At 71.8% G+C, this 25,565-nt stretch carries 23 protein-coding genes and 2 pseudogenes; 16 read left to right on the forward strand and 9 right to left on the reverse strand.

Going from position 1 to position 25,565, the window contains the following annotated elements:
* Positions 1 to 69: 69 nt before the first annotated feature.
* A pseudogene (locus ABZ807_RS16900) lies at positions 70 to 807 on the forward strand (VOC family protein).
* Between the two features lie 432 nt (positions 808 to 1,239).
* On the opposite strand, the gene ABZ807_RS16905 reads toward ABZ807_RS16900, so the two are convergent.
* Entirely contained in the window at positions 1,240 to 2,265 is a 1,026-nt protein-coding gene (locus ABZ807_RS16905) for a methyltransferase (protein ID WP_357158049.1), read from the reverse strand.
* A 410-nt stretch (positions 2,266 to 2,675) separates the two neighbouring features.
* Between ABZ807_RS16905 and ABZ807_RS16910 the strand changes: the two genes are divergently transcribed.
* Positions 2,676 to 2,957, forward strand: coding sequence for an acyl carrier protein (locus ABZ807_RS16910; RefSeq protein ID WP_357158052.1), 282 nt, complete (start codon positions 2,676 to 2,678; stop codon positions 2,955 to 2,957).
* Positions 2,958 to 3,192: 235 nt separating this feature from the next.
* Here ABZ807_RS16910 and ABZ807_RS16915 read toward each other — a convergent pair whose 3' ends face one another.
* The gene (locus tag ABZ807_RS16915) at positions 3,193 to 4,239 is read right to left on the reverse strand and encodes a ketoacyl-ACP synthase III family protein (protein WP_357158055.1); all 1,047 of its coding nucleotides are present in this window, start codon (positions 4,237 to 4,239) and stop codon (positions 3,193 to 3,195) included.
* A 243-nt stretch (positions 4,240 to 4,482) separates the two neighbouring features.
* Here ABZ807_RS16915 and ABZ807_RS16920 point away from each other — a divergent pair, with 243 nt between their 5' ends.
* Complete coding sequence (locus ABZ807_RS16920; protein ID WP_357158058.1) at positions 4,483 to 4,821, forward strand: hypothetical protein; 339 nt, start codon at positions 4,483 to 4,485, stop codon at positions 4,819 to 4,821.
* A 186-nt stretch (positions 4,822 to 5,007) separates the two neighbouring features.
* Here the strand turns inward: ABZ807_RS16920 and ABZ807_RS16925 are convergent, their stop codons facing one another.
* The 3 genes from ABZ807_RS16925 to ABZ807_RS16935 form a co-directional block, all read right to left on the reverse strand.
* On the reverse strand, positions 5,008 to 5,778 hold the full coding sequence (locus ABZ807_RS16925) for an AfsR/SARP family transcriptional regulator (RefSeq protein WP_357158061.1): 771 nt from the start codon (positions 5,776 to 5,778) through the stop codon (positions 5,008 to 5,010).
* Between the two features lie 557 nt (positions 5,779 to 6,335).
* A complete protein-coding gene (locus ABZ807_RS16930; protein ID WP_357158064.1) occupies positions 6,336 to 6,782 on the reverse strand; it encodes an ATP-binding protein in 447 nt (148 codons plus the stop codon).
* 9 nt (positions 6,783 to 6,791) lie between these two features.
* Positions 6,792 to 7,373 carry an alpha/beta fold hydrolase gene (locus ABZ807_RS16935; RefSeq protein ID WP_357158067.1) on the reverse strand — a complete coding sequence of 194 codons (582 nt, stop codon included), beginning with the start codon at positions 7,371 to 7,373 and terminating at the stop codon, positions 6,792 to 6,794.
* 71 nt (positions 7,374 to 7,444) lie between these two features.
* Between ABZ807_RS16935 and ABZ807_RS16940 the strand changes: the two genes are divergently transcribed.
* Genes ABZ807_RS16940 through ABZ807_RS16955 form a run of 4 tightly spaced genes read left to right on the forward strand, consistent with a single transcriptional unit; the run spans position 7,445 to position 9,428 of the window.
* On the forward strand, positions 7,445 to 8,161 hold the full coding sequence (locus tag ABZ807_RS16940) for a phospholipase (RefSeq protein WP_357158070.1): 717 nt from the start codon (positions 7,445 to 7,447) through the stop codon (positions 8,159 to 8,161).
* Positions 8,082 to 8,456, forward strand: coding sequence for an STAS domain-containing protein (locus tag ABZ807_RS16945; RefSeq protein WP_357158073.1), 375 nt, complete (start codon positions 8,082 to 8,084; stop codon positions 8,454 to 8,456). Before ABZ807_RS16940 ends, ABZ807_RS16945 begins: the two co-directional genes overlap by 80 nt.
* Positions 8,457 to 8,487: 31 nt before the next feature.
* Positions 8,488 to 8,655 (forward strand): hypothetical protein, encoded by a 168-nt coding sequence (locus tag ABZ807_RS16950; protein ID WP_357158076.1) that lies wholly within the window; start codon positions 8,488 to 8,490, stop codon positions 8,653 to 8,655.
* Positions 8,656 to 8,669: 14 nt separating this feature from the next.
* The gene (locus ABZ807_RS16955; RefSeq protein ID WP_357158264.1) at positions 8,670 to 9,428 is read left to right on the forward strand and encodes a class I SAM-dependent methyltransferase; all 759 of its coding nucleotides are present in this window, start codon (positions 8,670 to 8,672) and stop codon (positions 9,426 to 9,428) included.
* Positions 9,429 to 9,473: 45 nt separating this feature from the next.
* Here ABZ807_RS16955 and iolD read toward each other — a convergent pair.
* The 4 genes and pseudogenes from iolD to iolC form a co-directional block, all read right to left on the reverse strand.
* Positions 9,474 to 11,288 (reverse strand): annotated as a pseudogene (gene iolD / locus ABZ807_RS16960) (3D-(3,5/4)-trihydroxycyclohexane-1,2-dione acylhydrolase (decyclizing)); the annotation flags it as partial.
* On the reverse strand, positions 11,288 to 12,190 hold the full coding sequence (iolB, locus tag ABZ807_RS16965) for a 5-deoxy-glucuronate isomerase (protein ID WP_357158079.1): 903 nt from the start codon (positions 12,188 to 12,190) through the stop codon (positions 11,288 to 11,290). The pseudogene iolD and the gene iolB, both read right to left, overlap by 1 nt.
* The gene (locus ABZ807_RS16970) at positions 12,187 to 13,074 is read right to left on the reverse strand and encodes an aldolase (protein WP_357158082.1); all 888 of its coding nucleotides are present in this window, start codon (positions 13,072 to 13,074) and stop codon (positions 12,187 to 12,189) included. The genes iolB and ABZ807_RS16970 overlap by 4 nt, the downstream gene beginning before the upstream one ends.
* Entirely contained in the window at positions 13,071 to 14,054 is a 984-nt protein-coding gene (iolC, locus tag ABZ807_RS16975) for a 5-dehydro-2-deoxygluconokinase (protein ID WP_357158085.1), read from the reverse strand. Before iolC ends, ABZ807_RS16970 begins: the two co-directional genes overlap by 4 nt.
* A 186-nt stretch (positions 14,055 to 14,240) precedes the next feature.
* Here iolC and ABZ807_RS16980 point away from each other — a divergent pair, with 186 nt between their 5' ends.
* The 9 genes from ABZ807_RS16980 to ABZ807_RS17020 all read left to right on the forward strand — a co-directional run bounded on the left by ABZ807_RS16980 (position 14,241) and on the right by ABZ807_RS17020 (position 25,479).
* Positions 14,241 to 14,978, forward strand: a complete 738-nt coding sequence (locus tag ABZ807_RS16980) for a GntR family transcriptional regulator (protein WP_357158088.1) — start codon at positions 14,241 to 14,243, stop codon at positions 14,976 to 14,978.
* 153 nt (positions 14,979 to 15,131) lie between these two features.
* On the forward strand, positions 15,132 to 16,529 hold the full coding sequence (locus ABZ807_RS16985) for an extracellular solute-binding protein (RefSeq protein WP_357158091.1): 1,398 nt from the start codon (positions 15,132 to 15,134) through the stop codon (positions 16,527 to 16,529).
* A complete protein-coding gene (locus ABZ807_RS16990; protein ID WP_357158094.1) occupies positions 16,504 to 17,451 on the forward strand; it encodes a sugar ABC transporter permease in 948 nt (315 codons plus the stop codon). Before ABZ807_RS16985 ends, ABZ807_RS16990 begins: the two co-directional genes overlap by 26 nt.
* Complete coding sequence (locus tag ABZ807_RS16995) at positions 17,448 to 18,332, forward strand: carbohydrate ABC transporter permease (RefSeq protein ID WP_357158097.1); 885 nt, start codon at positions 17,448 to 17,450, stop codon at positions 18,330 to 18,332. The genes ABZ807_RS16990 and ABZ807_RS16995 overlap by 4 nt, the downstream gene beginning before the upstream one ends.
* Positions 18,332 to 19,474 carry an ABC transporter ATP-binding protein gene (locus ABZ807_RS17000; RefSeq protein ID WP_357158100.1) on the forward strand — a complete coding sequence of 381 codons (1,143 nt, stop codon included), beginning with the start codon at positions 18,332 to 18,334 and terminating at the stop codon, positions 19,472 to 19,474. The genes ABZ807_RS16995 and ABZ807_RS17000 overlap by 1 nt, the downstream gene beginning before the upstream one ends.
* 2 nt (positions 19,475 to 19,476) lie before the next feature.
* On the forward strand, positions 19,477 to 20,685 hold the full coding sequence (locus ABZ807_RS17005) for a CehA/McbA family metallohydrolase (RefSeq protein WP_357158103.1): 1,209 nt from the start codon (positions 19,477 to 19,479) through the stop codon (positions 20,683 to 20,685).
* A complete protein-coding gene (locus tag ABZ807_RS17010) occupies positions 20,676 to 21,587 on the forward strand; it encodes a sugar phosphate isomerase/epimerase (protein WP_357158106.1) in 912 nt (303 codons plus the stop codon). The genes ABZ807_RS17005 and ABZ807_RS17010 overlap by 10 nt, the downstream gene beginning before the upstream one ends.
* Positions 21,584 to 22,732: a Gfo/Idh/MocA family oxidoreductase gene (locus tag ABZ807_RS17015; RefSeq protein WP_357158109.1), complete on the forward strand. Its 1,149-nt coding sequence runs from the start codon at positions 21,584 to 21,586 to the stop codon at positions 22,730 to 22,732. The genes ABZ807_RS17010 and ABZ807_RS17015 overlap by 4 nt, the downstream gene beginning before the upstream one ends.
* On the forward strand, positions 22,729 to 25,479 hold the full coding sequence (locus ABZ807_RS17020; RefSeq protein ID WP_357158112.1) for a hypothetical protein: 2,751 nt from the start codon (positions 22,729 to 22,731) through the stop codon (positions 25,477 to 25,479). The genes ABZ807_RS17015 and ABZ807_RS17020 overlap by 4 nt, the downstream gene beginning before the upstream one ends.
* Positions 25,480 to 25,565: the final 86 nt, after the last annotated feature.

Below are 25,565 nucleotides of genomic sequence, written 5' to 3' on the forward strand. Positions count from 1 at the left end.
TGACGCGCCGAACGGTCACTCCAGTTCGGGCACCACCGCCGACTCGACACAGGCCCTAGCATCGTCGGCATGGCAACTCGGCTTGTTCAAATCAACATGAAGGCTCGGGACGACTCCGCGCTGGGCGGTTTCTGGGCGGAGACGCTCGGCTGGGGAGTCTCCAGCGAGGGACCCGGCGTGACCAACCTCGAACCCGAGGGCTTCGTCTACCCCGACCCCGTCGCCGTCTGCATCGACCTCATCGCCTCCCCGGAACCCAAGACGGTGAAGAACCGCGTACACGTCGACCTCGCCACCACCTCGGCGACCCATCAGGCGGAGGTGGTCACGCGCCTGAAGGATCTCGGCGCAACACCCGCCGACGTAGGCCAGGGCGACGCCCCATGGACGGTCATGGCCGACCCAGAGGGCAACGAGTTCTGCGTGCTGGACCCCCGCCCGCTCTACCGAGACACCGGACCGATCGCCGCGGTAGTGGTCGACTGCGCGGATCCGCGAGCCATGGCCCGCTTCTGGGGCAAGGCCATGGACTGGACCCTGCACGAGGTGACCGACCACAACGCGGTACTGCGCTCCGCCAAGGGCCTCGGCCCATATCTGCAGTTCCTCCGCACACCCGACGTGAAGACCGTGTGGAACCGCGTCCATCTCAACGTCCGCCCATAGCCGGGTAACGACCCGGAGGCCGAGGCAGCCAGACTGCGGACTCTCGGCGCCACCGCCATCGACCTAGGTCAGAGCAATGTCCCGTGGACGGTCCTCGCCGACCCGGAAGGCAACGAGTTCTGCCTCCTCGCCCCAGGCTGACCAAACCCTCGTCATCCGCTCACTACGGCCACCAGCCCGGACTCTGCGACGCGCCCTAGCCCCCTTCGAGTCTGTCCCGCCTGCAGCGGGGATGTGTCAGAGCGCCTCGTGGCGCACTGATTGCCCTTGACGGTGAGCAGGTAGTGGGCGTGGCGCTGCTCGCCCCGCCAGTGGGGCACCGGGCCGCGCACCCGCATTGGTAGAGACAGGCCACGACGCGACCCGCCGGGGGCATGAGCGATGACGACGCAGCGAACACGACACCTTTGGGGATCTTGAAGCGCAGACAACTCCATGATCCACAGGTGTCGTGCTCGCTTTCCATCCGGGCACCCACCACAAGATCCGACCAAAGCAGACATTCGCGGGCTACTCCGGAGCCCCGGTGTTCCGGCGATGTGGGCGGGCGGTCGACGACCGCCCCGGGATTGATTACTTGTATCCGACCATGAGCGCGTGATGGAATCCGACGCCCTCGTGGCGCTCGACCCTCGAGAATCCCGCATCACGCAGCGCGGTCTTCATGTCCTGCACCGAGTAGACCATGCCCTCGCCGGACGCGATGGTCAGGAAATATACCGACATGAACGCGGCGGGCGGCGAGCCGGTGTTGTCGTCGTCGGACACGAAGTTGTACACGAGTACCGCGCCGCCCGGCGGCAACGCCTCGTAGCACTTGCGCAGCAACTCCGTGTTCCGCTCGAGCGACCAGATCTCGAAGATGTGGCAGAAGAGGATGCCGTCGATCCCGGTCGGCAGGGGATCGGTGAACAGGTCGCCCGGCCATCCGTGCACGCGATCCCCTACGCCGGCGTCTACGGCATTCTGCTTCGCGATGTTCAGCACGGTCTCCTGGTCGAAGATCGTCATTTCGAGGTGCGGGTGACGTTTCGCCACGGCGATGCTGTTGCTGCCGTCCCCGCCACCGATGTCGACCAAGTGGTGCAGGGCTGAGAAGTCGAACGTCTCGGCCACCAGTGGGAACGTCTGCCGGGACGCGTGTCCCATGTTGTTGTAGAACACCTGTTGCAGCGCCGGGTTGGTGGTCACGCGCTCGTACAACGTCGTGCCGGGCCCTTCCACGTGGCGCAGACCGACGTTGGTATTGCGCCGAATGGAGTCCGCGAAGTCGACCAGGCCGGGATTCGTGATCTTCTCCTGGATCTCGACAAGAGGCCCCAGATAGCCCGCCCGCTTGGGCAGCAGGCTCCGACGGGTGAGCGGGGTGTTGACGTAGTTCTCGCCCTCCCTGCGCAGGAGCCGCAGGGAGGCCAGGCCCAGCAGCAGGATCCGGGCCGGCTGCTCCTCGACACCGAGCGACGCGGCCACCGCCGGAAGGCTCATGCCGCCGTCCGCTTCGATCTTCTCGAAGAGCTCGAACTCGAGCGCGGTGCGCAGCAGTTCGAAAGCGGTGGCGCCATGGATGATCAGCTGTAGGTGTTCGGCCTCGTGAATCATTGTGGTCCTCCTGTGCGTTCTGTTGGGATGGCTGGTTGATCATGTGAAGCGTCGACGGCTCGTTTCGTAAGCTCGTTCATCGCTGGCTGGAAAGCGGCACAAACGCAGACGATCCTTCGGCATGTCCGTTCCAACCTAAATGTTGGCTCCTGTACCAATTTCCGGCTGCGCTCAAGGCCCGCAAGTTGCTCCCACGGTGGCGGATGGAGCGGCCGGCCCGGCGGGAACTGGCGCGGGCTGGGGCGCGGTCGCCTCGGCCGAGCCATTAGCGCCGCTTGAGGCTGGTCGGTGACAGTGGTCGTGTCGGCATACCGGCCGTGCGAACAGCCAGCAGGTATCCGGTGGCCGCCGGACGAAGAGGACCGGTGGCAGACCCGCGATGAACTCACCCCGAGGCGAGGAAGAGGCAGATGGCCTACGCAGAAACACGTGCCGACATTGGTGGCAAGCTGCTCCGCTTCATCCAGGACAACCTGCTCCCCGACGAACTGATGGCCGGTTTCGGGCCGGACACCCCACTGCTGGAGTCGGGCATCCTGGATTCGCTCAGCACAGCGAGGTTGTTGAATTTCATCCGCGACGAGTTCGGCACCACAGTGCCCCTGTCGATGATCGACGCGCTCAGCTTCGAGAACGTGGAGAGCATCGTCGCGATGATCGGAAGGATCGGGCCGGTGGGACGGTCCGATTGACCAAGCAGCGGCAGCCGATGGAATCCTGACCACACCGGACCGGAAGCCCACGCGCGTGCAGTCCTTCGGCACCGTCGGCTGCGCCGCGAACACCCAGTGCTCGCACCGGAGACGCGTCGGCCACCGTACCGCTCGGGTCACCTGGCCGGTCCTTCGAGTCCGGAGGCCGGCACATCCCAGGTGCCGGCCCTCCGGGCCGGCGGCTTCGGTCGTCACGGGCCGTGACACGCTGGCCCTACCGGGACGGCGCCCAGGACGGAAGATCGAGGATCTCCACGACCGCGGCCTTGTAGGTCGACCCCGGGGCGAAGCCGCACAGCAGGACGCGGTCACCCGGCACCAGTTGGCCTGTCGTCAGCAGGTGGTGGAGGGCGAGCACCTGATCACTAGCGCCGACGTGCCCGATGCCGCGGCCAAAGTCCCAGGTCGACTGCTCGAGCGAGAACCCCAGCATGCCGACGTAGCTCTGCTGCTCCTCCTTCGACATGGTGTGGGTGATGATCTTTTTGATCTCGCCCGTCCGCACGTCCGCTTCGGCCAGCGTGCGCTGGATGCACTCGATGTTCCGCTGGATGTGGGTGATCGACATGATCGCGGCGGCCTCGGCGGTCACGCTCTTGCGGAACGCGTCATGCGTGCCGAAGAAGTCCACGGGCCGCCTGACGGTGACGCCGGGGGGAAACAGCGGCTCCCCACTTCGCCACGCTTCCTCCATCCCAGAGAAGGATCCGCTGCATACCGATACCAACCGCGCGAAGCCGGGCTTCTTGGTCAGCACCACAGCACTCGCACCGTCCCCGAGCACCGTCAAGCCGGCCCCGGTCGCCCACCTGTCCATCAGCGGCGTACCGAAGTTGTCGCTGGCCACGACGAGCGCGGCCTGATGCTTGTCGTCCGCGCGCAGCGAACCGACCGCCAATTCCATTCCGCTCAACATGCCGACGCAGCCGTGCTTGATCTCGATGGCCAGCGGGCTGTCGCCGACCAGGTGATGTTGGAGATAGAACTGCGGCTGCCAGGTGAGCGGGCCCTGGAACCAGACATTGGCGTAGACCAGGAGGGCGACCTCGACCGGCTGCACGTCGCAGTCCTTGAAGGCGCTCTGTGCCGCCCGCAACGCCAGCTCCGGAGCTGGCGTGTCTCCCGCGATGGCAACGCTGGTGAACCCCTGGACCGTGGCGTCATCGGTGCGTAACAACCCTTGCTCGACTGCCGACTCGATGCTCTGCCTCTCGGGCAGTTCCACCCCGATCCCATTGATGAAGATGTCGCCCACGCGCATGTAGACCTCCTGTCGGTCGGAACCAGGTAATGCTGTCTCGCGCTGGTCGCAGCAGGCTGGAGCCGTGCTCGGCGCCGGTGGTGAGGGCGTTCCCACGCGGACGCCGGCGACGACGCGGTGACGTGGTGGGGCCCACCATCGGCATTCGGCCCGGAGGTCAGGGCGACCTAGACGATCTGCTCCAAGGGGTACGGGGCAGCGAGAATGAGCGAGGGTGTCCATGATCGACGTTGCGGAGCAACCATGACCATGGAGGCCACGTGCACGTCGATCGGGACACCCTCGCCACCGCACTCTACGCTGAAGATCGATGACGAGTTGAAGACGTCACCCCAGCTCAACCGATGGCGGCCGGTGGCCGGTATCGCCCCGAAGATCACCAACGCGGAGCTGATCACCATCGCGGTGCTGCAGGCCGTGCTGGGCCACCACCGCGCTCTACGACAGACCATCGAGTCGGTCAACCCAACCTTCAACGGCGAGCTCGACCTGGAACGACACGGCGGACGCATTCCAGCGGGAGTAGCCGTACGCGTACTGCAACCCATCCTCGCGCTCACCGCCGTGATCTGGCACAACTGACACACCGGCCCGACCCGTCCTGTTGCGATCCGCTTGTTTTAGCCGTCCTGCTCAGGCAGGTAGGGAACATGCCCCGCAGGGGCCTGCGGGGCATAGCGCAGCCGGTGCCGCTCCGACCGGAAACGCAGAAGCAACGCCGGTCTTGGAACTTCGCCACGTCTACCCGGCAGCGACACACGCGCTGGTCTAGGCGGCGGCGCAGACCTCCAGTCCGGGATCACCCAGCAGGATCGCGCGTTGCAGGTCCTTGAGCATCCGGCAAGGCTCGAGACCCAGTTCGTCCTTCAGCACGGTTCGCAGGGACTGGTAGACGTTGAGTGCATCGGCCTGGCAGCCGGACCGGTAGAGCGCAAGCATCAGCTGTCGATGGAACGCCTCACGCAGCGGGTACTCCGTGGTCAGTGAGTAGAGGAAGCCGATGAACTGACGGTGCCGGCCGAGCAGGAGCGCGGCGTCGACCAGCTCTTCGAGACACGCCAAGCGCGCCTGTTCGGCCCATCCGGCGAAGCTGTTCATCAGTGGGCCGTCGTGGAGACCGCCGAGCGCCGGGCCACGCCAGAGGTCCAGTGCTTCCTGAAAAGCGTTGTACGACTCCACGAGTTGTCCGGCACGGTGGTGGTTGCGTCCCTGCTGGATCATGCGTTGGAAGATGTGGACGTCGAGTTCGTGGGAGCCCAAGCTCAGCAGGTAACCCTTCTGCGTCGTAAGGATCGGGCTGCGGCCGTGCGTTACCCGGGTGAGGAACTTGCGCAGTTGGGAAATGTAGACGTGCAGTCCTGCGGTCGCGCGCCGCGGTGGATTCTCTCCCCAGATCTCGATCATGAGCTGGTCCGTACCGACCACTCGGTCCGAGCGGATGAGAAGGGCTGCCAGCAGCATCTCTACCTTCCGCGCACTAACCGATGACGTCTTGTTTCCGTTGACCACCCGGACCGGCCCCAGCAGCTCGTACCTCATTGCTTGCGACCACCTCATCTTCGAACGTTGCTGCGGGCAACAAGCGGCGCTGCTGCTGCCCTGTGCAGGCGATCGGGGCGCGCCATCCTGCCGTATCAACGACTGGCATGCATCTCCGGCAATGTCGCGACATTCACCATCAATGCATGGAGTTGTACGACCACCCCGACCCGCCCCTACCACAGCCACGCCCAACGTACGGAGTGACATTGGCCCAGGATAACCCCAGAAGAGGGTTAGGGGACCCCCTGGACTCACCTCGATCTGGATCAATGCCGGCCACGCCCATCCGAGTGGTGTACGACTTGCCCGTGATGGGCGCGTTGCATGGATATCCGGTTCTTCTTGTTCGTCAAACCATCTACCGGAGACTTAGCCCATTTTCGATCTTCGACACGCGCCCGAACTCGTCGATCCAGCTCAGGCGCCAACGCCGACTTCGACGCAATCCCTAGTCCACTGCCTGTACAGAATTCGGCAACAGGATCGGCCGCCGGCCTCGAACGCACGGACGGCGGGGCGAGGCGTAGGCCACCGAAACCACCTCTGGCCAGGGACTAGCGCTCGGCGGGGTTCAGGCAAGCGGTCACGGTGGCGGTGACGCCGTGGGGTCCGCGGGTGAGGAGAAGTCCCTCGCTCAGCTGGTGGGCCAGCCACAGTCCGCGTCCGCCGACGACGTCGGCGGCGGGCAGCCGCACGGGCAGGCTGCCCGTGGCCGCGCCGTGGTCGCTGATCTCACAGATCAGCACGTCGTCCTGGCGTCGGAGTTCGAGGTGGCCGTGGCCGCCGCCGTGACGCACCGCGTTGGTGGCCAGTTCGTGTACGGCGAGGACGAACTCGTAGCCCTCGTCGCCGGCGAGTCCCGCGCCACGTACCGCTGCCTGCACGCGGTGCCGCAGGGCGGTCAGGGTGGCGGCGGTGAAGTCCACTGACATGAGGACGGAAGCTGCGGCAGACCGGAAGCTGATCAGCTCCGGGTCGAGGGCCCCAGCGTCGTCGTTCACGCTCGCAGATTACCCCCCCGTCAGCCCTCGTCCAGGAACTCGTCGATCATCGGGGCCAGCCAGCCGGCGCGCTGCGGGATCGTGGTGTGCGTGGTGCCGGGCAGGATGGCCAGGCGGCAGGCCGGCAGGCCGGTCAGGTCGCCGGGGCACCGCACCGCCGAGCAGCCGGAACATCCGGACGGCGTGCTCGGGCCGGATGATGTCCGAGTCGGCCAGCACGATCATGGTGGGCGCGGCCAGGGAGCGGATCTGCTCGGGCGTCCACTGCGGCAGGTTCGCGTCCAGGATCTTCATCTTGGTGACCAGGTTGGGCCAGCCCGCCGGGTCCGCCGCAGCCCGCAGGTACTCCTCGTGGAACTCCGAGCCGTGCAGGTGTTCCGGTCGCAGGTCCTGGATGCCGTCCAGCAGCCCGGGGTGCATGCCGGCGTTGTCGAAACTCACCGAGGCGAGTACCAGCCGCCCGACCCGGTGCGCGTGGTCGGTGCCGAGGCGTAGCGCGACCACCGCGCCCATGCTCCAGCCGAACACGTCCGCCCGCTCGATGCCGAGGCGGTCGAGCAACTCGATCACGTCGGCGGCGAAGTTCTCCACGGTCAGCGGACGGTTGCCCGGCGCCTGAGGGGGTAGCCCGCCGGAGAGTCCGGTCCGACGCGGAGGCGCCCATGCCGAACATCCGGGAGACCGCACCACCGCATGAGCAGCCGGAGGAGAACTCCCGACACGGCCGCCTGAGCGTGCGGCCCGGCCCGCCGGTGGTCGCCGCGGCCCGCACCGGCCTGGTGTCGTTCGAGGGGCAGGCCGGCGACCTGGTCGCCCAGGCCTACGTGCCGGAGCCGGCGGACGGCGGCCCGTACCGGCTGGCCCTGCTGCTGCACGGCGCCGGCGGATCGCCCCGGCAGGCCCTGGACCTGATGCTGGCGGTCGCCGACGAACAGCGCCTGCTGCTCGTCGCGCCGCAGTCGGTCGCGGCGACCTGGGACATGATCGGTGTCGGCTTCGGCCCCGACGTACGACGCATCGACCGGGTGCTGCAGGAGATCGTCACCGCCTACCCGACCTCCGACATGCTGATCGGCGGGTTCTCCGACGGCGCGTCGTACGCACTGTCGCTCGGTCTGACCAACGGCGACGTCTTCGACGCCGTCCTGGCCTTCTCCCCCGGCTTCGCCGCCCCGCTGCTCACCCACGGCAGGCCCCGGGTCTACGTCTCCCACGGCACCGCCGACCGGGTGCTGTCCATCGACCGATGCAGCAGGTCCCTGGTGCCGCGCCTGCGCGCCCTCGGCCACGACGTCACCTATGACGAGTTCGACGGCGGCCACGACGTACCCGACGACACCGTGCGACGCGCGGTGGCCTGGCTGCGGGCCGCCGCCTGACGGACAGGTTCCGTCGCGACCTCGCGCCGCCCTCGCTGCCCGGGAACAGCTCACGTCCACGCTGCTGGCCGCCGTGGCCAGTGCCCCCGTCGTGGTGGTCGACGCGGGCGCGCTCGACTTCCTCGACTCCACCGGCATCCACGGCCTGGTCACCGCCCACCACACGGCCCTCGCCGCCGGCGGCCGGCCGTACCTGGTCAAGGCCGCCGGGGGCGTCGCGAACGTCCTGGACATCACCGGCGTCGGAGACCTGCTGCGCCACCCCGCGGACGACGACGGCTCGAGGCAGCGGTGACGGGCCCTTCGGCCGGTGGAGGGCGGTCACCATGGCTGAGCATCCCGCCACCCCGTCCTCCGCCGTCGCGACCATGCCCTACGCGCACGCCGAGGACCTTGCGGCCGTACGCGCGTTCGTCTGTTCCCGGGCCCTGGCCGGGGGCCTGCCGGCCCGGCAACAAGTCATGGCCAACCCTCGACTCCGGCTCTCGCGGTAACTATCGTGCTGGAGATGACTCCTTACCTTGCTGAGGCGCGGGCGTGGCAGGAAAGCTGGGACCGGCAGCAGGAGACCTACCTGCCGGACCGGGAACACCGATTCGCCGCTCTGCTCGACGCCGCCGACGCCGTCAGCGGCGACGGGCCGCTACGGCTGCTCGATCTCGCCGGCGGCACCGGCTCGATCAGCCTGCGCGCCCTCGCTCGCCGCCCCGACGCACAGGTCACCGTGGTCGACCTCGACCCGGTCCTGCTCACGATCGCCGAGGCGTCCCTGTCCGGCCGGGCCGCCATCGTCACGGCAGACCTGAACCGCCCCGACTGGACGGCCGCACTCCCCCACCGCGGTTACGACGCGGTGCTCACCGCCACCGCCCTGCACTGGCTCGACGGCCCACGCCTGGCCAGCCTCTACCGCGAGATCCACGACACCCTGCGGCCCGGCGGGGTGTTCGCCAACGCCGACCACATGCCCAGCGACGCCCTGCCCACCCTCACCACCCGGCTGACCGAACGCGCCCGGCAACGGCGCGCGGCCCGCCACGCCGCCGGCGCCGCCCAGTCCTGGGCCGGGTGGTGGGAGCAGGCCGCCGCGGACCCCACCCTCGGGCCCCTGGTGGAGAAACGGCGACAGATCTACCCCACCGGACACAGTCCCGAGTGGACCCCGCCGGCGAGCTGGCACCTCGACGCGCTGCGCGCCGCCGGCTTCAGCGAGGTCGGCGTGCTCTGGCGCAACGGCGGCGACGCCGCCGTGGCCGCCGTCGCCTGACCGGGACGACCCCTGCGAGGCGTGCGGTTGGGTGCGACGAGCCTTGCGCCCGGCCTCGTACGCGGCCCGGGCGGCCCGCGTCCGCGCGGTGGTGGAGACCGCGGCGACCGGCACGTCCCACCAGGCGCCGCCGTCCGGGCCGGCCTCGTACGGGTCGGTCTCGATGTGGATGACCGTGGTGCGCTCCGCCGCCCGGGCAGTCGCCAGCGCGGCCCGCAACTGCGCCGTGGTGGTCACCCGCATCAGGTCCGCGCCGAGGCTCGCCGCGTTGGCGCCCAGATCGACGGGGAGCCGACCGCCGGCCCGGTCACGGTAGGCGGTGCCGAGCCGCTGCGCGCCGACGCTCTCGGAGAGCCGGCCGATCGAGGCGAACCCCTGGTTGTCGACGAGCACGACGACCAGCTTCACCCCTTCCGCCACCGCGGTGACCAGCTCGCTCGGCAGCATGAGGTAGGAGCCGTCGCCGACCAGCACGAAGACCTCGCGCTCCGGCGCGGCCAGCTTGACCCCGATCCCGCCGGGGATCTCGTAGCCCATGCACGAGTAGCCGTACTCGACGTGGTAGCTCTTCGGGTCGGCGCTGCGCCACAGTCGGTGCAGGTCGCCGGGCATGGACCCGGCAGCGCAGACCACCACGTCCCGCGGCCCGGCGGCGTCGTTGACCGCGCCGATCACGGCGGTCTGGGTGGGCCGCGCGTCGGGGTCGGCGTGCCGGGCCCGGTCCGCCACGGCCGCCCACCGCTCGTTGCGCTGCGCCACCGACGCCCGGTACGCCGGCTCGGTGCCCCAGCCCGCACAGGCCGCGTCGAGCACCGTCAGGCTCTCCCGGGCGTCGCCGACGACCTGCAGTCCCGAGAGCTTCGCGGCGTCGAAGCCGGTGATGTTGAGATTGACGAACCGGGCGTCCTCGCCGAAGAGAGTGCCGGAGGCGGTGGTGAAGTCGCCGTAGCGGGTGCCCACCCCGATCACCAGGTCCGCGCCGGCCGCGATCTCGTTGGCGGCGGTGGTGCCGGTGACCCCGACGGCGCCGAGCGCGAGCGGGTGGTCGTGCGGCAGCGCGCCCGTGCCGGCCTGGGTTTCGGCGACCGGCACCCCGTGCTTCTCGGCGAACCGGCGCAGCGCCTCGCACGCCCCGCTGTAGATCACCCCGCCGCCGGCCACCAGGAGCGGCCGGCGCGCCGTGGTGACGGCCCGGACGGCCCGGGCGACGGCCGAGGGGTCCGGGCGGGGGCGCGGCACGTACCAGACCCGTTCGGTGAACAGCTCCGCCGGCCAGTCGTACGCCTCGGCCTGCACGTCCTGTGGCAGGGCGAGAGTGACCGCGCCGGTCTCGACGGGGTCGGTCAACACCCGCATCGCGGCCAGCAGCGCCGCCGGCAACTGCTCCGGGCGGTTGATCCGGTCCCAGTAGCGGGAGACCGGCCGCAGCGCGTCGGTGACGCTGACGTCGTAGGACCGCGGGTCCTCCAGCTCCTGGAGCACCGGGTTGGTCACCCGGGTGGCGAAGATGTCACCGGGGAGCAGGAGCACCGGCAGCCGGTTGACGGTGGCGCCGGCGGCGCCGGTGACCAGGTTCGTCGCGCCGGGGCCGATCGAGGTGGTGCAGGCCAGGGTGCTGAGCCGGTCGGTCATCCGGGCGTACGCGGCGGCGGTGTGCACCATGCCCTGCTCGGTGCGGCACAGGTGGTAGGGCAGCTCCGCGCCCGCCGGGCCGGCCAGCGCCTCCCCGATCCCCGCGACGTTGCCGTGCCCGAAGATGCCGAAGCAGGCCGGGATGAGCCGCCGCCTCGTTCCGTCGCGTTCGGACCACTGCCGGGCGAGGAAGGTCACCAGCGCCTGCGCCACCGTCAGTCTGGGCATCACGCCTCCCGCATCGTCGGGCCGGCCAGCGGCAGCCGCGGGTCGACCGGCTGGTCCGCCCAGCTCCTGCGGATCCAGTGGTGCCGGGGGTCGTCCACGCAGGCCATCGTCCGCGCGGGGCCGGGCCCGGCCAGCACGTTGAGGTAGTAGAGGTGGTAGCCGGGCGCGGCCATCGAGGGCCCGTGATAGCCGTACGGGACGAGCACCACGTCCCCGCCGCGCACCTCGGCGAGCAGGTCGAACGGCCGCCGGCTGGTGCCGTAGACGCGCTGGTAGCCGACCGGGCCGCCGGCGTCGCCGGGCACGCCGCCGGCCACCTCGAAGTAGTAGATCTCCTCCAGTTCTGCCTCGACCCGGCCGTCGTCGTGGGTCCGGTCCTCCTCGTGCTTGTGGGGCGGGTAGGACGACCAGTTGCCGCCGGGGGTGAGCACCTCGACGGCGACCAGCCGGTCACAGTCGAAGGCCTCCGGGGCGCAGAAGTTGTTGACCTGGCGGCTGGCCGGGCCGGCGCCGCGCAGCTCGACGGGCACGTCCCGGGCGGCGGCGTAGCGGGGTGACAGCCGGCGGGTGGCGCGGGCCGACGGCAGGGCGAACCGGCCCTCGCCGCGCACCGTCACGGTGGCGTCCCGGGGCAGGTAGGCGAAGTCGGTGACCGAGGCGAAGACCGACGCGCGGCCGGTCAGGGCGAGCCATACCCCGTCGCAGTGCACGCTCGCGGCACCGGCCAGCGGCAGGACCAGCATCTCCTCGTCGCCGGTGTCGAACGTGACCGCGCCGCCGGCGGGCAGGGTGAGCACCCGCAGGCCGGCGTACCGCCAGCCGGCCCGCTCGGGGGTGACCTCCAGCGCCCAGGGCGCCCGGGCGGTCGTGCCCCAGGACAGGTGGGCCCCGGTGGTCGTCACGCGTCCTGCCCGGTGGGGAGCAGCGATCCAGCCAGGTCCACGGCGGCGGCCACATCGTCGTCCGGCGGGTAGAGCAGCGCCCGGCCGACCACCAGTCCGCGTACGCCGGGCAGTCGCAACGCCCGTTCCCACCGCGCGTACACCACGTCCGGCGCCTCCACCGGGTCGCCGCCAAGCAGCAGGACCGGCAGGGTGGTCGCGGCGATCACCCGCTCCATCTCGTCGATCGCCGGCAGCTTCAACCAGGTGTACGCGGAGGTGGCGCCGAGGGCCTGACCGACGCTGACGCCCTTGATGACCGCTTCGGGGCGCAGGTCGGCGCGTACCCGGCCGTCGGTGCGCGCCACCCAGAGTGGCTCGACGAGGGCGACCGTCCGGTGGGCCGCCAGCGCGGTGACGGCCCGGGCGCAGGCCTGCAGGGTCGGGGCGGTGCCCGGGTCGTCCGGGTCGATGCGGCAGAGCATCTTGCCGCCGTCGTAGCGCATGGCGGCGATGCTGTCGGCGTCGTACGCGGTGAACCGGTCGTCGAGTTCGAAGGTGGCCCCGGAGAGGCCGCCGCGGTTCATCGAGCCGATGGCCAGGCGGTCCTCCAGCGCACCGAGCAGCAGCAGGTCCTCCAGGATGTCGGGGGTGCCGAGCACCCCGTCGACGCCGGGCCGGGACAGCGCCAGGCGCAGCCGGTCGAGCAGGTCCGTGCGCCCGGCCATGGCCATCGGCCGGTCCCGGACGCCGAGGGCGCCGCGGGCGGGGTGGTCGGCGGCGATGATGAACAGCGGCCGCCCGTGGTCGGGCCACGGTCGGCGGGTCCGGCCGGCGGCGGCCTCGGCGATGGCCTGTGGCCGGTGGGCGCGGGTGAGGGTCAGCGCGTCGTATTCGGTGCTCACCGGTCTTCTCCTCCCACGGCGGCGGTCGACGACCCCGGTTCCGACTGGACGGCACGGGCCAGCGCCGCGGTCTCGGCGCGGTCGGGCATGGCGGCAGAGCAGGCCAGGCGGGAAGCGACGATGGCGCCGGCGGCGTTGGCGAAGCGCAGCGTCCGCTCCAGCGGCCAGTCGCGTAGCAGTCCCAGGCAGAGCGCGCCGCCGAACGCGTCGCCGGCGCCGAGCCCGTTGACCACGGTCACCGGCACCGGCGACACCCGGACGGTCTCGGTGCGGGTGCGGGCCAGCACCCCGGCGGGCCCGAGCTTCACCACCGCGAGCCGGGGACCGCGGTCGAGCAGCAACCCGGCGGCCTGCTCGGGGTCGCGGGTGCCGACGGCGATCTCGACCTCGTCGAGGTTGCCGACGGTCACGTTGACCTGTGGCAGCGCCTCGGCGATCGCGGCGGTGGCCGCCGCCGGGTCGGGCCAGAACATCGGCCGGTAGTCCAGGTCGAGCACGGTGTGCGGGCGTCCGCCGCGGACGGCCAGTGCGGCCACGTGGGCGTCCCGGCTGGGCTGCTGGCACAGGCCGGTGCCGGTGAGCCAGAAGACCCGGGCCGCGGCGATCGCGTCGGCGTCGAGTTCCTCGGGGCGGATCTGCAGGTCGGGAGCGGTCGGGGTGCGGTAGAACCAGAGCGGGAAGTCGTCCGGCGGGAAGATCTCGCAGAAGGTCACCGGGGTGGGCAGTCCGTCGACCGGATGGACCTGACTGTCGTCGACGTCGAAGTCGCGCAGCGCCCGGTGCACGTAGTCGCCGAACGCGTCGGCGCCGGTGCGGGTGATCACGCCGGCGCGCAGCCCCTGGCGGCTCGCGGCGACGGCCACGTTGGTGGGACTGCCGCCGAGGAACTTGCCGAACGTCTCGACCTCGGCCAGCGGCGTGCCGATCTGCAACGGATAGATGTCCACCCCGACCCGGCCGATGGTGAGCACATCGAGCATGCGGCGTCCTTCGTTCCGGCCGGCGACGCCGTGCCCGCCGGCCCTGTCCCTGATTGGTAACAGCACTCTGTGAGTTCTGTCAATATGTTGTCATGACATCCGCCCTCTGCGGTCGGTGACCGCTTCGGTACAGTGGCGCCCATCATCGTGCCCCCGAGACCCGCGCGTGCCCAGCGAGGAGGTGCCGTGACCGGCCCCGAGATCGCGGTCGACCGGAGCAGCCCGGTCCCGCTGTACTTCCAGGTCGCGGAGCAGTTCGCCGCGGCGATCCAGCGCGGCGACCTGGCGCCGGGCGACCGGCTGGACAGCGAGCTGCACCTCGCCGACCGGCTCGGGTTGTCCCGTCCGACGGTGCGACAGGCGATCCAGCACCTGGTCGACAAGGGACTGATCGTGCGCCGCCGCGGGGTGGGCACCCAGGTGGCGCGGGGCGAGGTGCGCCGGGCGGTGGAGCTGACCAGCCTCCACGACGATCTGCTGCGCGCCGGCCAGCGGCCGTCGACCTCGGTCCTCGAACTGGCCACCGTGCCCTGCCCGGCCGACGTCGCCACCGCGCTCGGCGTACCGGCGGGCAGCGAGGTGCAGCACCTGCGCCGGCTGCGGTTCTCCGACGGGGAACCCCTCGCGGTGATGGAGAACTGGCTCCCGCCCGACCTGGTGCGGCTCGGCATGGACGCGCTGCAGGCCAAGGGCCTGTACGCGATCCTGCGCGCTGGTGGCATGCGCATCCGCGGCGCCCACCAGCGGATCGGCGCACGGGCGGCGACCGCCGCGGAGGCACAGATGCTCGGCGAGCGGCGGGGGGCGCCGTTGCTGACCATGACCCGCACCGCGTACGACGACCAGGGCCGCTACGTGGAACACGGCGCGCACATCTACCGGGCCAGCCGATACTCCCTTGAGGTGACCGTCGCCGAGCGGTGACGGTGAATGTTTCGCGCTCATTTCAGTGACAGGTATTTACGTCGTCAGGCTGTCATGACATTGTGGCCGCAAGCACCGCCGGCGGCGGACATGCGGCCGGCGGGCGACCCCGCGAGTCTCTTCGAAGTCTCTCCTTGCGAAGGGAAGCAGCCCATGTCAGCCAAGCCGAGACACGCGGCGGGCGTGCTCGCCGCACTCACCGCCGTTGCCCTTGCCGCCACGGCCTGCGGCGACTCGTCCGAGCCCGCCGGCAAGGACGCCAAGAACATCACCCTCACCATCGCCGCCAACTCCATCGTCGGCGGCAAGAACTCCGCCGGCGCGGAGTGGATCGAGAAGTGGGTCATTCCCCGGTTCGTCGAGGCGCAGAAGGCCAAGGGTGTCACCGCCAAGGTGACGTTCGTGCCCAGCGGCGTCGACGACGAGCAGTACAAGACCAAGCTGGCGCTGGACCTGCGGTCCAAGGGCGGTGCCGACGTCATCGCCGTGGACGGCATCTGGGTGGGCGAATTCGTCCAGGCCGGCTACCTCAAGCCGCTGTCCGAAGTGGCCGGCGACCAGGCCGACTCCTGGGAGGGCTGGTCGCAGATCCCGGAGACCGTGCAGGGCCTCGGCAGCTTCGAGGACAAGCGCTACGGCATCCCGCTCGGCACCGACGGCCGGGTGCTCTACTACAACAAGAAGCTCTTCGCCCAGGCCGGCCTGCCCGCCGACTGGCAGCCCAGGAGCTGGCAGGAGATCCTCGACGCCGGCGCCAAGCTCAAGGCGCTGCCCGGGGTGACGCCGATCCAGATCAACGCTGGCACGGCGATGGGCGAGGCCACCTCCATGCAGGGCGCGCTGCCGCTGCTGGTCGGCGCCGGCGGCGAGATCTACGCGGGCGGCAAGTGGGCCGGGGCCAGCCAGCCGGTCAAGGACATGCTCGACTTCTACACCAAGATCTACGGCGGCGGCCTGGGTGACCCCAAGTTGCAGCAGGAGGCGAAGGGGCGCGACAAGTCCTTCGCGGAGTTCGCCACCGGCAAGATCGGCATCCTGGCCGAGGGCGACTACTTCTGGCGCAGCGTCGTCAACCCGAGCACCGGCATCGCCAAGATGGCCGACCGGGACACCACCGTCGGGTACGCGATGATCCCCGCCAAGCAGCCCGGCGCCGGCATCCGCGGGCAGGACTTCGTCAGCATGTCCGGCGGTGGCGTGCGAGTGCTCAACCCCCACTCCAAGTTCCCGTCCCAGGCATGGGAGCTGCTCTCGTTCATGCACTCGGCGGAGGGGGTCAAGGCCGAACTCGCCGGCGAGAAGCGGATCACCGCGCGGATGGATGTCAACAAGGAGGTGCTGGCCGGCGACCAGATGCTGAGTTTCATCACGGAGAAGGTGCTGCCCGTCACCGCGTACCGGCCGCCGCTGGCGGTGTACCCGCAGGTGTCGGTGGCGCTGCAGGAGGCGACCGCCGCCGCAGCAGCGGGCAAGAGCGCCGACGAGGCCGCCACCGCGTACCAGAAGAAGGTGGAAGGGATCGTCGGTGGCCCGGGTAACGTCACCTCCTGACCAGGTGGTGCAGGGGAGGCGCCCGGACCCGGGCGCCTCCCCGGCCCCGGACGCCGCCGGGCTGGGCCGGGCCCGGGCGACCGGTTTCCTCGTGCCGGCCATGGTGCTGATCCTGGTCTTCCTCGTGGTGCCGGCCGCCTGGACGATCTACCTGGGCGTCACGAACTACCGGCTGACCGGCCTGGCCGCCGCCAATCCGGAGTTCGTCGGCCTGGACAACTACACCCGCGCGCTGGGCGACGAGCGGTTCCGCTCCTCGCTGCTGCTGACCCTGCAGTTCGTGCTCGGCTCGGCGGTCATCGGCCAGGCCGGGCTCGGGTTCGCCATCGCCTTCGCGCTGCGCGACCGCCGCGGTCCGCTGCGCCGGGTGGTCGAGGCGTTCGTGCTGCTCTCCTGGATCCTGCCCAGCTCGGTGGTCGCGTTCCTGTGGATCGCCCTGCTCGACCGGGACGGCGGCACCCTCAACACGCTGCTCGGCATCCCGGGCACGGCCTGGCTGCTGGACCACCCGATGCTGTCGATCATCATCTTCAACACCTGGCGCGGCACCGCGTTCTCGATGATGCTCTACGCTGCCGCCCTGGAGAACGTGCCCCGCTCACACCTGGAGACCGCCCGGCTGGCCGGCGCGTCGACCTGGCAGCAGCTGCGCGACGTGGTCTTCCCCCGCATCCGCGGGCACGTGCTGACCAATCTGCTGCTGATCAGCCTGTGGACGTTCAACGACTTCGCGCCGTTCCTCATCACCGCCGGCGGCCCCGAGCAACGCTCGGAGATCCTGCCGGTCTACGTCTACAAAGTGGCGCTCTCCGGCGGTGAACTGGGCTTCGGCGCCGCGATCTCGTTCCTCATGCTGCTGATCAACCTGGTCATCGCGCTGGTCTACCTGCGCATGCTGGGCCGGCGGAAGGAGGCGGCGTGAGCAGCGCGACCACCACGGCCCCCGCGCCGCCGAGGGACCGGGCGCACGACGGGGCCAGCAGCGCCGTACGCCACCTGCTCGCCCGGACCGGGCGCTACGTCTTCCTCTGCGCCGTCCTCGGGTTCTTCGCGCTGCCGCTGCTCTGGCTGGCGACCGCCCCGTTCGACGACACCCCGACGATCACCGCGTCGCTGCCGCAGTTCACCCTGGACAACTTCCGCGCCCTGCTGGACAACCCGTACGCGCTCAGCTCGCTGCTCAACTCCGTCTACCTGGCCGCCGGCACCGCGGCGCTGGTGGTGACGTTCGCGGCGCTGGCCGCGTACGCGCTGAGCCGGGTCCGGGTGCCCGGCCGCGACGCGCTGCTCTACGGGCTGCTGCTGCTCTCGTCGATCGTGACCGGCACGGCCACGATGGTGCCGCTGTTCGAGTTGGCGTTCCGGCTCAACCTGATCGACTCCCGGCTCGGGGTCATCCTGATCCTCACCGGCGGGCTGCTGCCCGCGGCGATCTTCATCCTGAAGGACTTCATGGACGCCACCCCGACGTCCTACGAGGAGTCGGCGCGGGTCTTCGGCGCCAGCCCGTTGCAGATCATGCGGCACATCGTGGTGCCGGTGGTCCGCCCCGGCCTGGCCACCGTCGGGGTGTGGGCGGTCGCCAACGTCTGGGGCAACTTCCTGGTGCCGTTCCTGCTGCTGCGCGGCCCGGAGAAGGCCCCCGCCGCAGTGATCATGTACACCCTCTACACCGAGGGCGGCCAGGCCGACCTGCGGTTGCTCTCCACCTTCTCGCTGCTCTACTCGCTGCCGGTCGCGCTCATGTTCGTCTTCGTCAGCAGCCGGTACGGATTCCGTTTCCACGGAGGGATCAAGCGCTGATGTCCGCCATCACCATGCGCGAACTGACCAAGGTCTACCCCAACGGGGTGCGGGCCCTGGACGCCCTCGACCTGGAGATCGCCGACGGGGAGTTCTTCGCGCTGCTCGGCCCGTCCGGCTGCGGCAAGACCACCCTGCTGCGCACCATCGCCGGGCTGGAGGTGGCCTCCGGCGGCAGCGTGCGCATCGGCGACCGCGCCGTCACCAACCTGCCGCCCGGGAAGCGGGACGTGGCGATGGTCTTCCAGGACTACGCGCTCTTCCCGCACATGACCGTGCAGGACAACATCGCCTACCCGCTACGGATCAAGAAGGTGGACCGCCGCGGCCGCGCCGAGAAGGCGGCGCAGACCGCCGACGAGCTGGGCCTGTCCGCGCTGCTGCAACGCCGCCCGGGGCAGCTGTCCGGCGGGCAGCAGCAGCGGGTCGCGCTCGCCCGGGCGATGGCCTGCCACCCGCAGGTCTTCCTCCTCGACGAACCCCTGTCCAACCTCGACGCCCGGCTGCGGCTGGAGGCGCGCACCTTCCTCAAGCGGCTGCAACGCGAACTGGGCGTCACCACCGTCTTCGTCACCCACGACCAGGCCGAGGCACTCGCCCTCGCCGACCGGATCGCCGTCATGGAGGGCGGCCGGATCCGGCAGGTCGGCACCCCGACCGAGGTGTTCCGCCGCCCCGCCAACACCTTCGTCGCCGGATTCATCGGCTCCACCCCGATGAACCTGGTCGACGCCGAGGTGCACGACGGCGAACTGGCCGTCGCCGGCGCGCGGCTGCCAGTGCCGGAGGACACCCGGGTGACCTCCGGCGAGAAGCTCGTCTACGGGGTACGTCCCGAGTACCTGGACTACTCCGCCGAGCCGGTGCCGGGGGCACTGAGCGGGCAGGTGGTCGTGGTGGAGAACCTGGGCAGCTTCTCGCTGGTCTCCCTCGACCTGCCGAGCGGGGACGCCGCCGGGGGCCCGGGGACCAGCCTGCAGGTCGTCGTGCCGGAGGGGCGCGAACCCGAGCCCGGCGACACCGGCTGGGTGGTGCCGAGGCCCGGCCGGTCGCTGCTCTACCGGGACGGCGAGCTGGTGAGCAGCGCGGCGGCGCCGCCGTCCGTGCCCGCCGCGCGTACCGGCGTCGGCGCGGAGCGGTGACCATGGCGGTGCACCGGGGCAGGTGGACCCTGTCGGACCGCGCCGACCACGTGCTGCGGGCCCTGCCGGTCACCGTGCCCTCCGGCACCGCTGCGCTCACCGTACGCCTCGACTACCCGAGGCAGGCCGGGGTGCTCGACCTCGGCTGCGTCGGGCCGGCCGGCTTCCGGGGCTGGTCGGGCGGTGCCCGCGACGGCTACACCGTGGCCGCCGACTGGGCCACCCCCGGGTACCTGCCCGGCGAGCTGGAGCCCGGCGAGTGGCAGGTCCTGCTCCGGTTGCACCGGATCCCACCCGACGGCCTGGACTACGAGGTCACCGCCACCACCAGCACCACCAGGCCGGACGCCCCGGTGCCGCCGGCGGCACCGCCGCGCCCGGACCGCCCGCCGCGCCGCGCGTTGCCCGAGGTGGACGGCCGGCACTGGCTCGCCGGGGACCTGCACGCGCACACCGTGCACAGTGACGGCGTGGCCACCATCGACGAACTGGCCGCCCTCGCCGCCGCCCGGGGCCTGGACTTCCTCGCCGTCACCGACCACAACACCGTCAGCCACCACCCGTGGCTGCCCGACGCCTCGGCCCGGTACGGCCTCACCCTGCTGCCCGGGCAGGAGGTGACCACCGACCGGGGACATGCCAACGTGTTCGGCCCGGTCGGCTGGGTCGACTTCCGGCAGCCGCCCGACGTGTGGCTGGCCACCGCCGAGCGGGCCGGCGGGCTGATGTCGGTCAACCACCCCCTCGGCGGTGACTGCGCGTGGCGGCAGCCGCTGACCACCCGTACCCGACTGGCCGAGGTGTGGCACTCCGGCTGGTGGGACCGCACCTGGGGCGCCCCGCTGGCGTGGGCGCGAGCCTGGCACCCGGACGTGGTACCGGTCGGCGGCAGCGACTTCCACCGCCCCGGCGACGACGCACCGCCCGGCTCCCCCACCACCTGGCTGCTGGTCGACGCCGACCGCGAACCCCAGGCCGCGGTGCTCGACGCGCTGCGGGCCGGTCGTACCGCCGTGTCCGCCGACCCCGACGCGCCGCTGCTGCTGCGCCTCGGCGACGAACTGCTCGCGCTCGACGCGGACGGCGCGCTGCTCGGCTGTCCCGACGGCAGCCACCGCGTCGTCCGCGGCGACCGGTGCCGGCTCCCGGCCGGCGACGGCCTGCACGTCCTGGAATCCCACCGCATGGAGGTGATCGCACTGTGCAGCTGACCGGACGCACCCGGGTGGCCGGCGCACCCGTCAACCACGGCATCTACCAGCCGGACGACGCCCTCCTCAGCCCGGACGAGCTGCTGGCGGCCCTGGCCCGCGACGGGTACGACGGAGTGGACTCCGGGCCCATCGGCTACCTCGGCACCGGGGAGGCGCTCGCCGACCGGCTCGCGGCGGCCGGCATCCGGCTCGCCGGCGGCTGGGTCGACCTGCGCTACGCCGACCCGGACGGCTTCACCGAGGACCTGGCCAAGCTCGACGCGGCGCTCGACGCCTTCGCCGCCGTACCGGCCGGCGACCCCCGGTTCGCCCCCCGACCCACGCTCGCCTATCCCGGCAACCCCGCCCGGATGGCCCATCCCGGCACCCCGACGGAGCGGAGCGCGGTGCTGCCGGCCAGCGAGTGGCCGGAGTTCGCCGGCCGGGTGCAGCAGGCCGCCGACCGCTGCCGGGACCGGGGCCTGGAACCGGTGTTCCACTACCACCTCGGCACCGACGTGGAGACCGAGGCCGAGGCCGACCGGCTGCTCGAACTCACCGACATCGCGGTCTGTCTGGACACCGGGCACCTGCTGCTGGCCGGCGGCGACCCGGTCGCGGCCGTACGCAGGTGGGCCGGCCGGATCGGGCAGGTGCACCTGAAGGACGCTGACCTGGCCGTCCACGAGCGGGTCCGGGCGGCCGGCGGCGGCCTCTCCGACGTGGTCGCCGCCGGCGGCTTCTGCGCGCTGGGCGTCGGTGACGTCGACGTCGCCGGGGTGCTCGCCGGCCTCGACGCAATCGGCTACACCGGCTGGCTGGTGATCGAACAGGACGCGCCGGCGCACGGGCGGGACCTCGACCGGACGCTGGCCGACCAGCGAGCCAACCGGTCGTGGCTGGAGGAGGCGCTGCGGTGACCGAACCTGGCAAGCGGATCCGCATCGCGGTCGCCGGTCTGGGCACCATCGCCCGTACCGTGCACCTGCCGCTGCTGCAACGCCGCGGCGACCTGTTCGAGATCGTCGCGCTCGGCGACCTCTCCCCCACCCGGGTGGCGGAGCTGGGCGGCCGGTACGGCGTCGAGCCGTGCCGCCGGTACACCGACGCCACCGCGATGGTGGCCGACGGCGGGTACGACGCGCTGCTGCTGGCGACCTCGGGCTCGCATGGTGAGCTGGCTGCGTCGGCCCTGCGCGCGGGCCTGCCGGTGCTCTGCGAGAAACCGCTGGCCTACACCCTCGCGGAGACGGCCCGCCTGAGGGAGCTGGGCGGCGGCACCCCGGCGCTGATGGTCGGCTACATGAAGCAGTACGACCCGGCGGTGGCCGAGGCCGCCCGCCTGGTCGACGAGTGGGGCGGAGCCGAGCGGGTCCACGCGGTGGAGGTGAGCGTGCTGCACGCCGGCGGCGACCGGCAGCTCGCGTTCGCCAACCTGCCGCCGGCCCCGGCCGACGTGCCGCCCGGGGAGGCGGCCCGGCTCCGCGCGGCCGACGCCGCGCTGCTCGATGCCGCGGTCGGCGGCGACCCCGGCGCGCGCACCCTCTACCAGATCCTGATCAACAGCATCTCCCACGATCTGTCCCTGCTGCGGCTGTTCACCGGTGCGCCGGCCACCGTGGAGCACGTCGCGACCTGGCCGGTGGTGCCCGGCGGCCCGGCGGAGCCGTCGGTGGAGATCAGCGGGCGGCTGCCGGGCGGGGCCCGCTACGGCATCCGCTGGCTCAACCTGCCCGACTATCCCGCCTACCGGGAGACGGTGACCCTGCACCACGCCCGGGGCTCGCTGGAACTGGTCTTCCCGTCGCCGTACCTGCTCAACGCGCCCACCACGCTCACCCTCGTGGAGGCGCACGGCGGTGGTGAGCGGCGGGCGGCGTTCCGGTCGGTGACGGAGGCGTTCGAGCAGGAGCTGGTCGCCTTCCACGCGATGGTCACCGCGGGCGCGCCACCGCTGACCGGGATCGCCGAGGGCGCGACCGACGTACGGACCAGTCAACAGGTGGTACGCCGCTACGGTGAGCTGACCGGTGCGGCGATCGGCGGAGAGGCGGCGAGCTCATGACCCGACCGACCGAGATCATCGTCGTGCCGCACACCCACTGGGACCGGGAGTGGTACGAGCCGTTCCAGCGGTTCCGGCTGCGGCTGGTGGCGCTGCTGGACGACGTGTTCGCCCGGATGGAACGCGACGAGCGGCAGCGGTTCACCCTCGACGGCCAACTCGCCGCGGTGGACGACTACCTGGAGGTCCGCCCGGAGCGGCGCGAGCAGGTGATCGCCCTGGTACGCGCCGGACGGCTGGCGGTGGGGCCGTGGCAGATCCTGCTCGACGAGTTCCTCTGCTCGGGGGAGAACATCGTCCGCAACCTGGAGCGCGGGCTGACCCGCAGTGCCGACCTCGGCGGTGCCATGCCGGTGGGCTACCTGCCCGACATGTTCGGTCACATCGCCCAGATGCCGCAGATCCTGGCCGGGGCCGGGCTTGCCCACGCCTGCGTGTTCCGTGGCGTCCCCCACCGGGTCCGGAGCCACGCGTTCGCCTGGCAGGCGCCGGACGGCACCACCGTGCGCACCGAGTACCTGCCCGGCGGGTACGGCAACGCGGCCGGCCTGCTGGACGACGCCGCGCTGGTCACCCGCCGGGCCACCGACCTGGCCGCCCGGCTCGGCGGCTGGCGACCCGAGGGCGCCGCCACCCCGATCCTCGCCATGTACGGCACCGACCACGCCGCGCCGGCCCCGGACGCCCCCGACCTGCTCGCCGCCGCCGACGTCGGCGGCACCCGGCTCCGGCTCGGCACGCTCGCCGAGTACTTCGCCACCCAGCCGGCCACAGTGGACGAGCTACCCACCGTGCACGGGGAGCTGCGTTCGCACGCCCGGGCGAACATCCTGCCCGGCGTGATCTCCGTACGCGCCCATCTGAAGCAGGCGATGGGCCGCGCCGAGCGCCGGGTGGAGCGGTACGCCGAACCGCTCGCCGCGCTCTGGCACGACCCGTCCGTGCAGCGCTTCCTGGACATGGCGTGGACCCGGCTGATCGACGCCAGCTGCCACGACTCGGTGACCGGGTGCGGCTGCGACGAGACCGCCGAGCAGGTGGCTGCCCGGCTGGCCGAGGCCGACCAGCTCGGCCGGGCGGTCTGCGACCTGGTCGGTGCCCGCCTGGCCGCCGCCGTGCCGCACGACGGGTACCTGTTGTTCAACCCCAGCCCGACCACCCGGACCGCGCTGGTGCGGCTGGACGTCGAGGCACCCGAGGATGCGGCGGTGGGGCTGGCCGGCGCGGACGGCGTGGCGGTGGCCGCCCAGGTCCTCGACCGGGCCCGGACGCTGCTCGCCGACGACGTGGTGCCGGCCGCCGACCTGCCCGCGGCGCTCACCCGGGTGCACGGCCGGGAGCTCTACGGCCAGGAGATCACCCGGTGGTCGGTGTCGCCGGCGGACGCCACCCTCACCTTCGAGGTGGCGCGGCACGGCGATCCCGCCTTCGACGTGGCGGATGTCCGGCTGGCGCTGGCCGACGCCGGGCAGCCGGAGCAGTGGCGGTTCCGCATCGTCGCCGCACCCCGGCTGAGCGTCGCCGCGCTGGTCGACGTCCCGGCGCTCGGTCACACCGCGGTGCGGCCGGTGGCGCTGCCGGCCGGCACCGCCGCGGTCCCCGGACCGGTCAGCGTCGCCGGCCGGAGCCTGGACAACGGACTGCTGCGCGTCGATGTCGCCGAGGACGGCACGCTGCGGCTGGCCACCCCGGACGGCGTCGCGGTGGACGGGGTGGGCCGGATCATCGACGGCGGTGACGTGGGCGACAGCTACAACTACGCCCCGCCCGCCGCCGACGAGCTGGTCGACAAGCCCCGCGCGGTGCGGACGGTGGTCCGCCACGCTGGTCCGCTGGTGGCCGTCCTCGACGTGGTGCGCGAGTACCGCTGGCCGGTGGCGGCCGACGTCGACGCCGGCTCTCGCATGGTGGACCGGGAGCCGGTGGTGGTCACCACCCAGGTCGAGCTGCGCTCCGGCGAGCGGTTCGCCCGGTTCCGCATCGAGTTCGACAACCGCTGCGACGACCACCGGGTCCGGCTGCACCTGCCGCTGCCGTCCCCGGCCCGCGCGTCGTACGCCGAGGGTCAGTTCGCGGTGGTGGAGCGCGGGCTGACCGCGGAGGGCGGTGGCGGTGAGGTGCCGCTGCCGACGTTCCCGGCGTCCGGGTTCGTGGCCGCCGGCGGGCCGGCCGGCTCGCTGGCGGTGCTGCTGACCCAGCCGACCGAGTACGAGCTGACCGACTCCGGGCGCGAGCTGGCGGTGACGGTGCTGCGGTCGATCGGGATGCTGTCGCGCAACCGGCACGCCCTGCGCGACGAGCCGGCCGGCCCGCAGTTGCCCACCCCGTTGGCCCAGTGCCGCGGCGAGCGGACCGTCGAACTGGCGGTGCTGCCGTTCCGGGGCGAGTGGCACGCGGCGGGGGTGGCCGAGGCGGCCGAGGCCTACCGGCACGAGCTGCTGGCCTTCCCCGGTACGGGGCAGCCGTCCGTCGCGCTGCCGGGCCCGGTCACCGGGCTGACCGTGGCCGGCCCGGGGGTGGCACTCACCAGCGTCCGGCACCGGCATGGTCAGGTCGAGGTGCGGGTGGTGGCCGAGACCCCGTCCGGCACCTGCGCGGTCATCGGGGCCGGGCGGGGTGTCCGGGGGGCGTGGCGGGCCGACCTGCTGGGCCGGCCGGGCGACCGGCTGACCGTCGACGCCGACGGTCAGGTGCGCCTGCCGTTGCGCGCCTGGGAGATCGCCACGGTGCAGCTCGACCTGACCTGAGCGGCGAGGCCGGGACGCGATTTCGACGGGCACCCCCGCGTGGGGGTGCCCGTCACCGCTCGTTCCGGCGCGGCCGGTCGTCGTGG

The sequence above is a fragment of the Micromonospora sp. NPDC047548 genome (genome assembly GCF_040642975.1).
GTDB lineage: Bacteria > Actinomycetota > Actinomycetes > Mycobacteriales > Micromonosporaceae > Micromonospora.

What these genes read in the sequence shown, in the direction of transcription:
- ABZ807_RS16945 (WP_357158073.1), top strand. Translation starts at nt 8,082, where the DNA reads ATGACGAGTTCGACGGCGGCCACGACGTACCCGACGACACCGTGCGAC.
- ABZ807_RS16905 (WP_357158049.1), bottom strand. Translation starts at nt 2,265, where the DNA reads ATGATTCACGAGGCCGAACACCTACAGCTGATCATCCATGGCGCCACC.
- iolC (WP_357158085.1), bottom strand. Translation starts at nt 14,054, where the DNA reads ATGCTCGATGTGCTCACCATCGGCCGGGTCGGGGTGGACATCTATCCG.
- ABZ807_RS17005 (WP_357158103.1), top strand. Translation starts at nt 19,477, where the DNA reads ATGGCGGTGCACCGGGGCAGGTGGACCCTGTCGGACCGCGCCGACCAC.
- ABZ807_RS16910 (WP_357158052.1), top strand. Translation starts at nt 2,676, where the DNA reads ATGGCCTACGCAGAAACACGTGCCGACATTGGTGGCAAGCTGCTCCGC.
- ABZ807_RS16985 (WP_357158091.1), top strand. Translation starts at nt 15,132, where the DNA reads ATGTCAGCCAAGCCGAGACACGCGGCGGGCGTGCTCGCCGCACTCACC.
- ABZ807_RS16950 (WP_357158076.1), top strand. Translation starts at nt 8,488, where the DNA reads ATGGCTGAGCATCCCGCCACCCCGTCCTCCGCCGTCGCGACCATGCCC.
- ABZ807_RS16915 (WP_357158055.1), bottom strand. Translation starts at nt 4,239, where the DNA reads ATGCGCGTGGGCGACATCTTCATCAATGGGATCGGGGTGGAACTGCCC.
- ABZ807_RS16955 (WP_357158264.1), top strand. Translation starts at nt 8,670, where the DNA reads ATGACTCCTTACCTTGCTGAGGCGCGGGCGTGGCAGGAAAGCTGGGAC.
- ABZ807_RS16925 (WP_357158061.1), bottom strand. Translation starts at nt 5,778, where the DNA reads ATGAGGTACGAGCTGCTGGGGCCGGTCCGGGTGGTCAACGGAAACAAG.
- ABZ807_RS16920 (WP_357158058.1), top strand. Translation starts at nt 4,483, where the DNA reads ATGACCATGGAGGCCACGTGCACGTCGATCGGGACACCCTCGCCACCG.
- ABZ807_RS16940 (WP_357158070.1), top strand. Translation starts at nt 7,445, where the DNA reads ATGCCGAACATCCGGGAGACCGCACCACCGCATGAGCAGCCGGAGGAG.
- ABZ807_RS17000 (WP_357158100.1), top strand. Translation starts at nt 18,332, where the DNA reads ATGTCCGCCATCACCATGCGCGAACTGACCAAGGTCTACCCCAACGGG.
- ABZ807_RS17020 (WP_357158112.1), top strand. Translation starts at nt 22,729, where the DNA reads ATGACCCGACCGACCGAGATCATCGTCGTGCCGCACACCCACTGGGAC.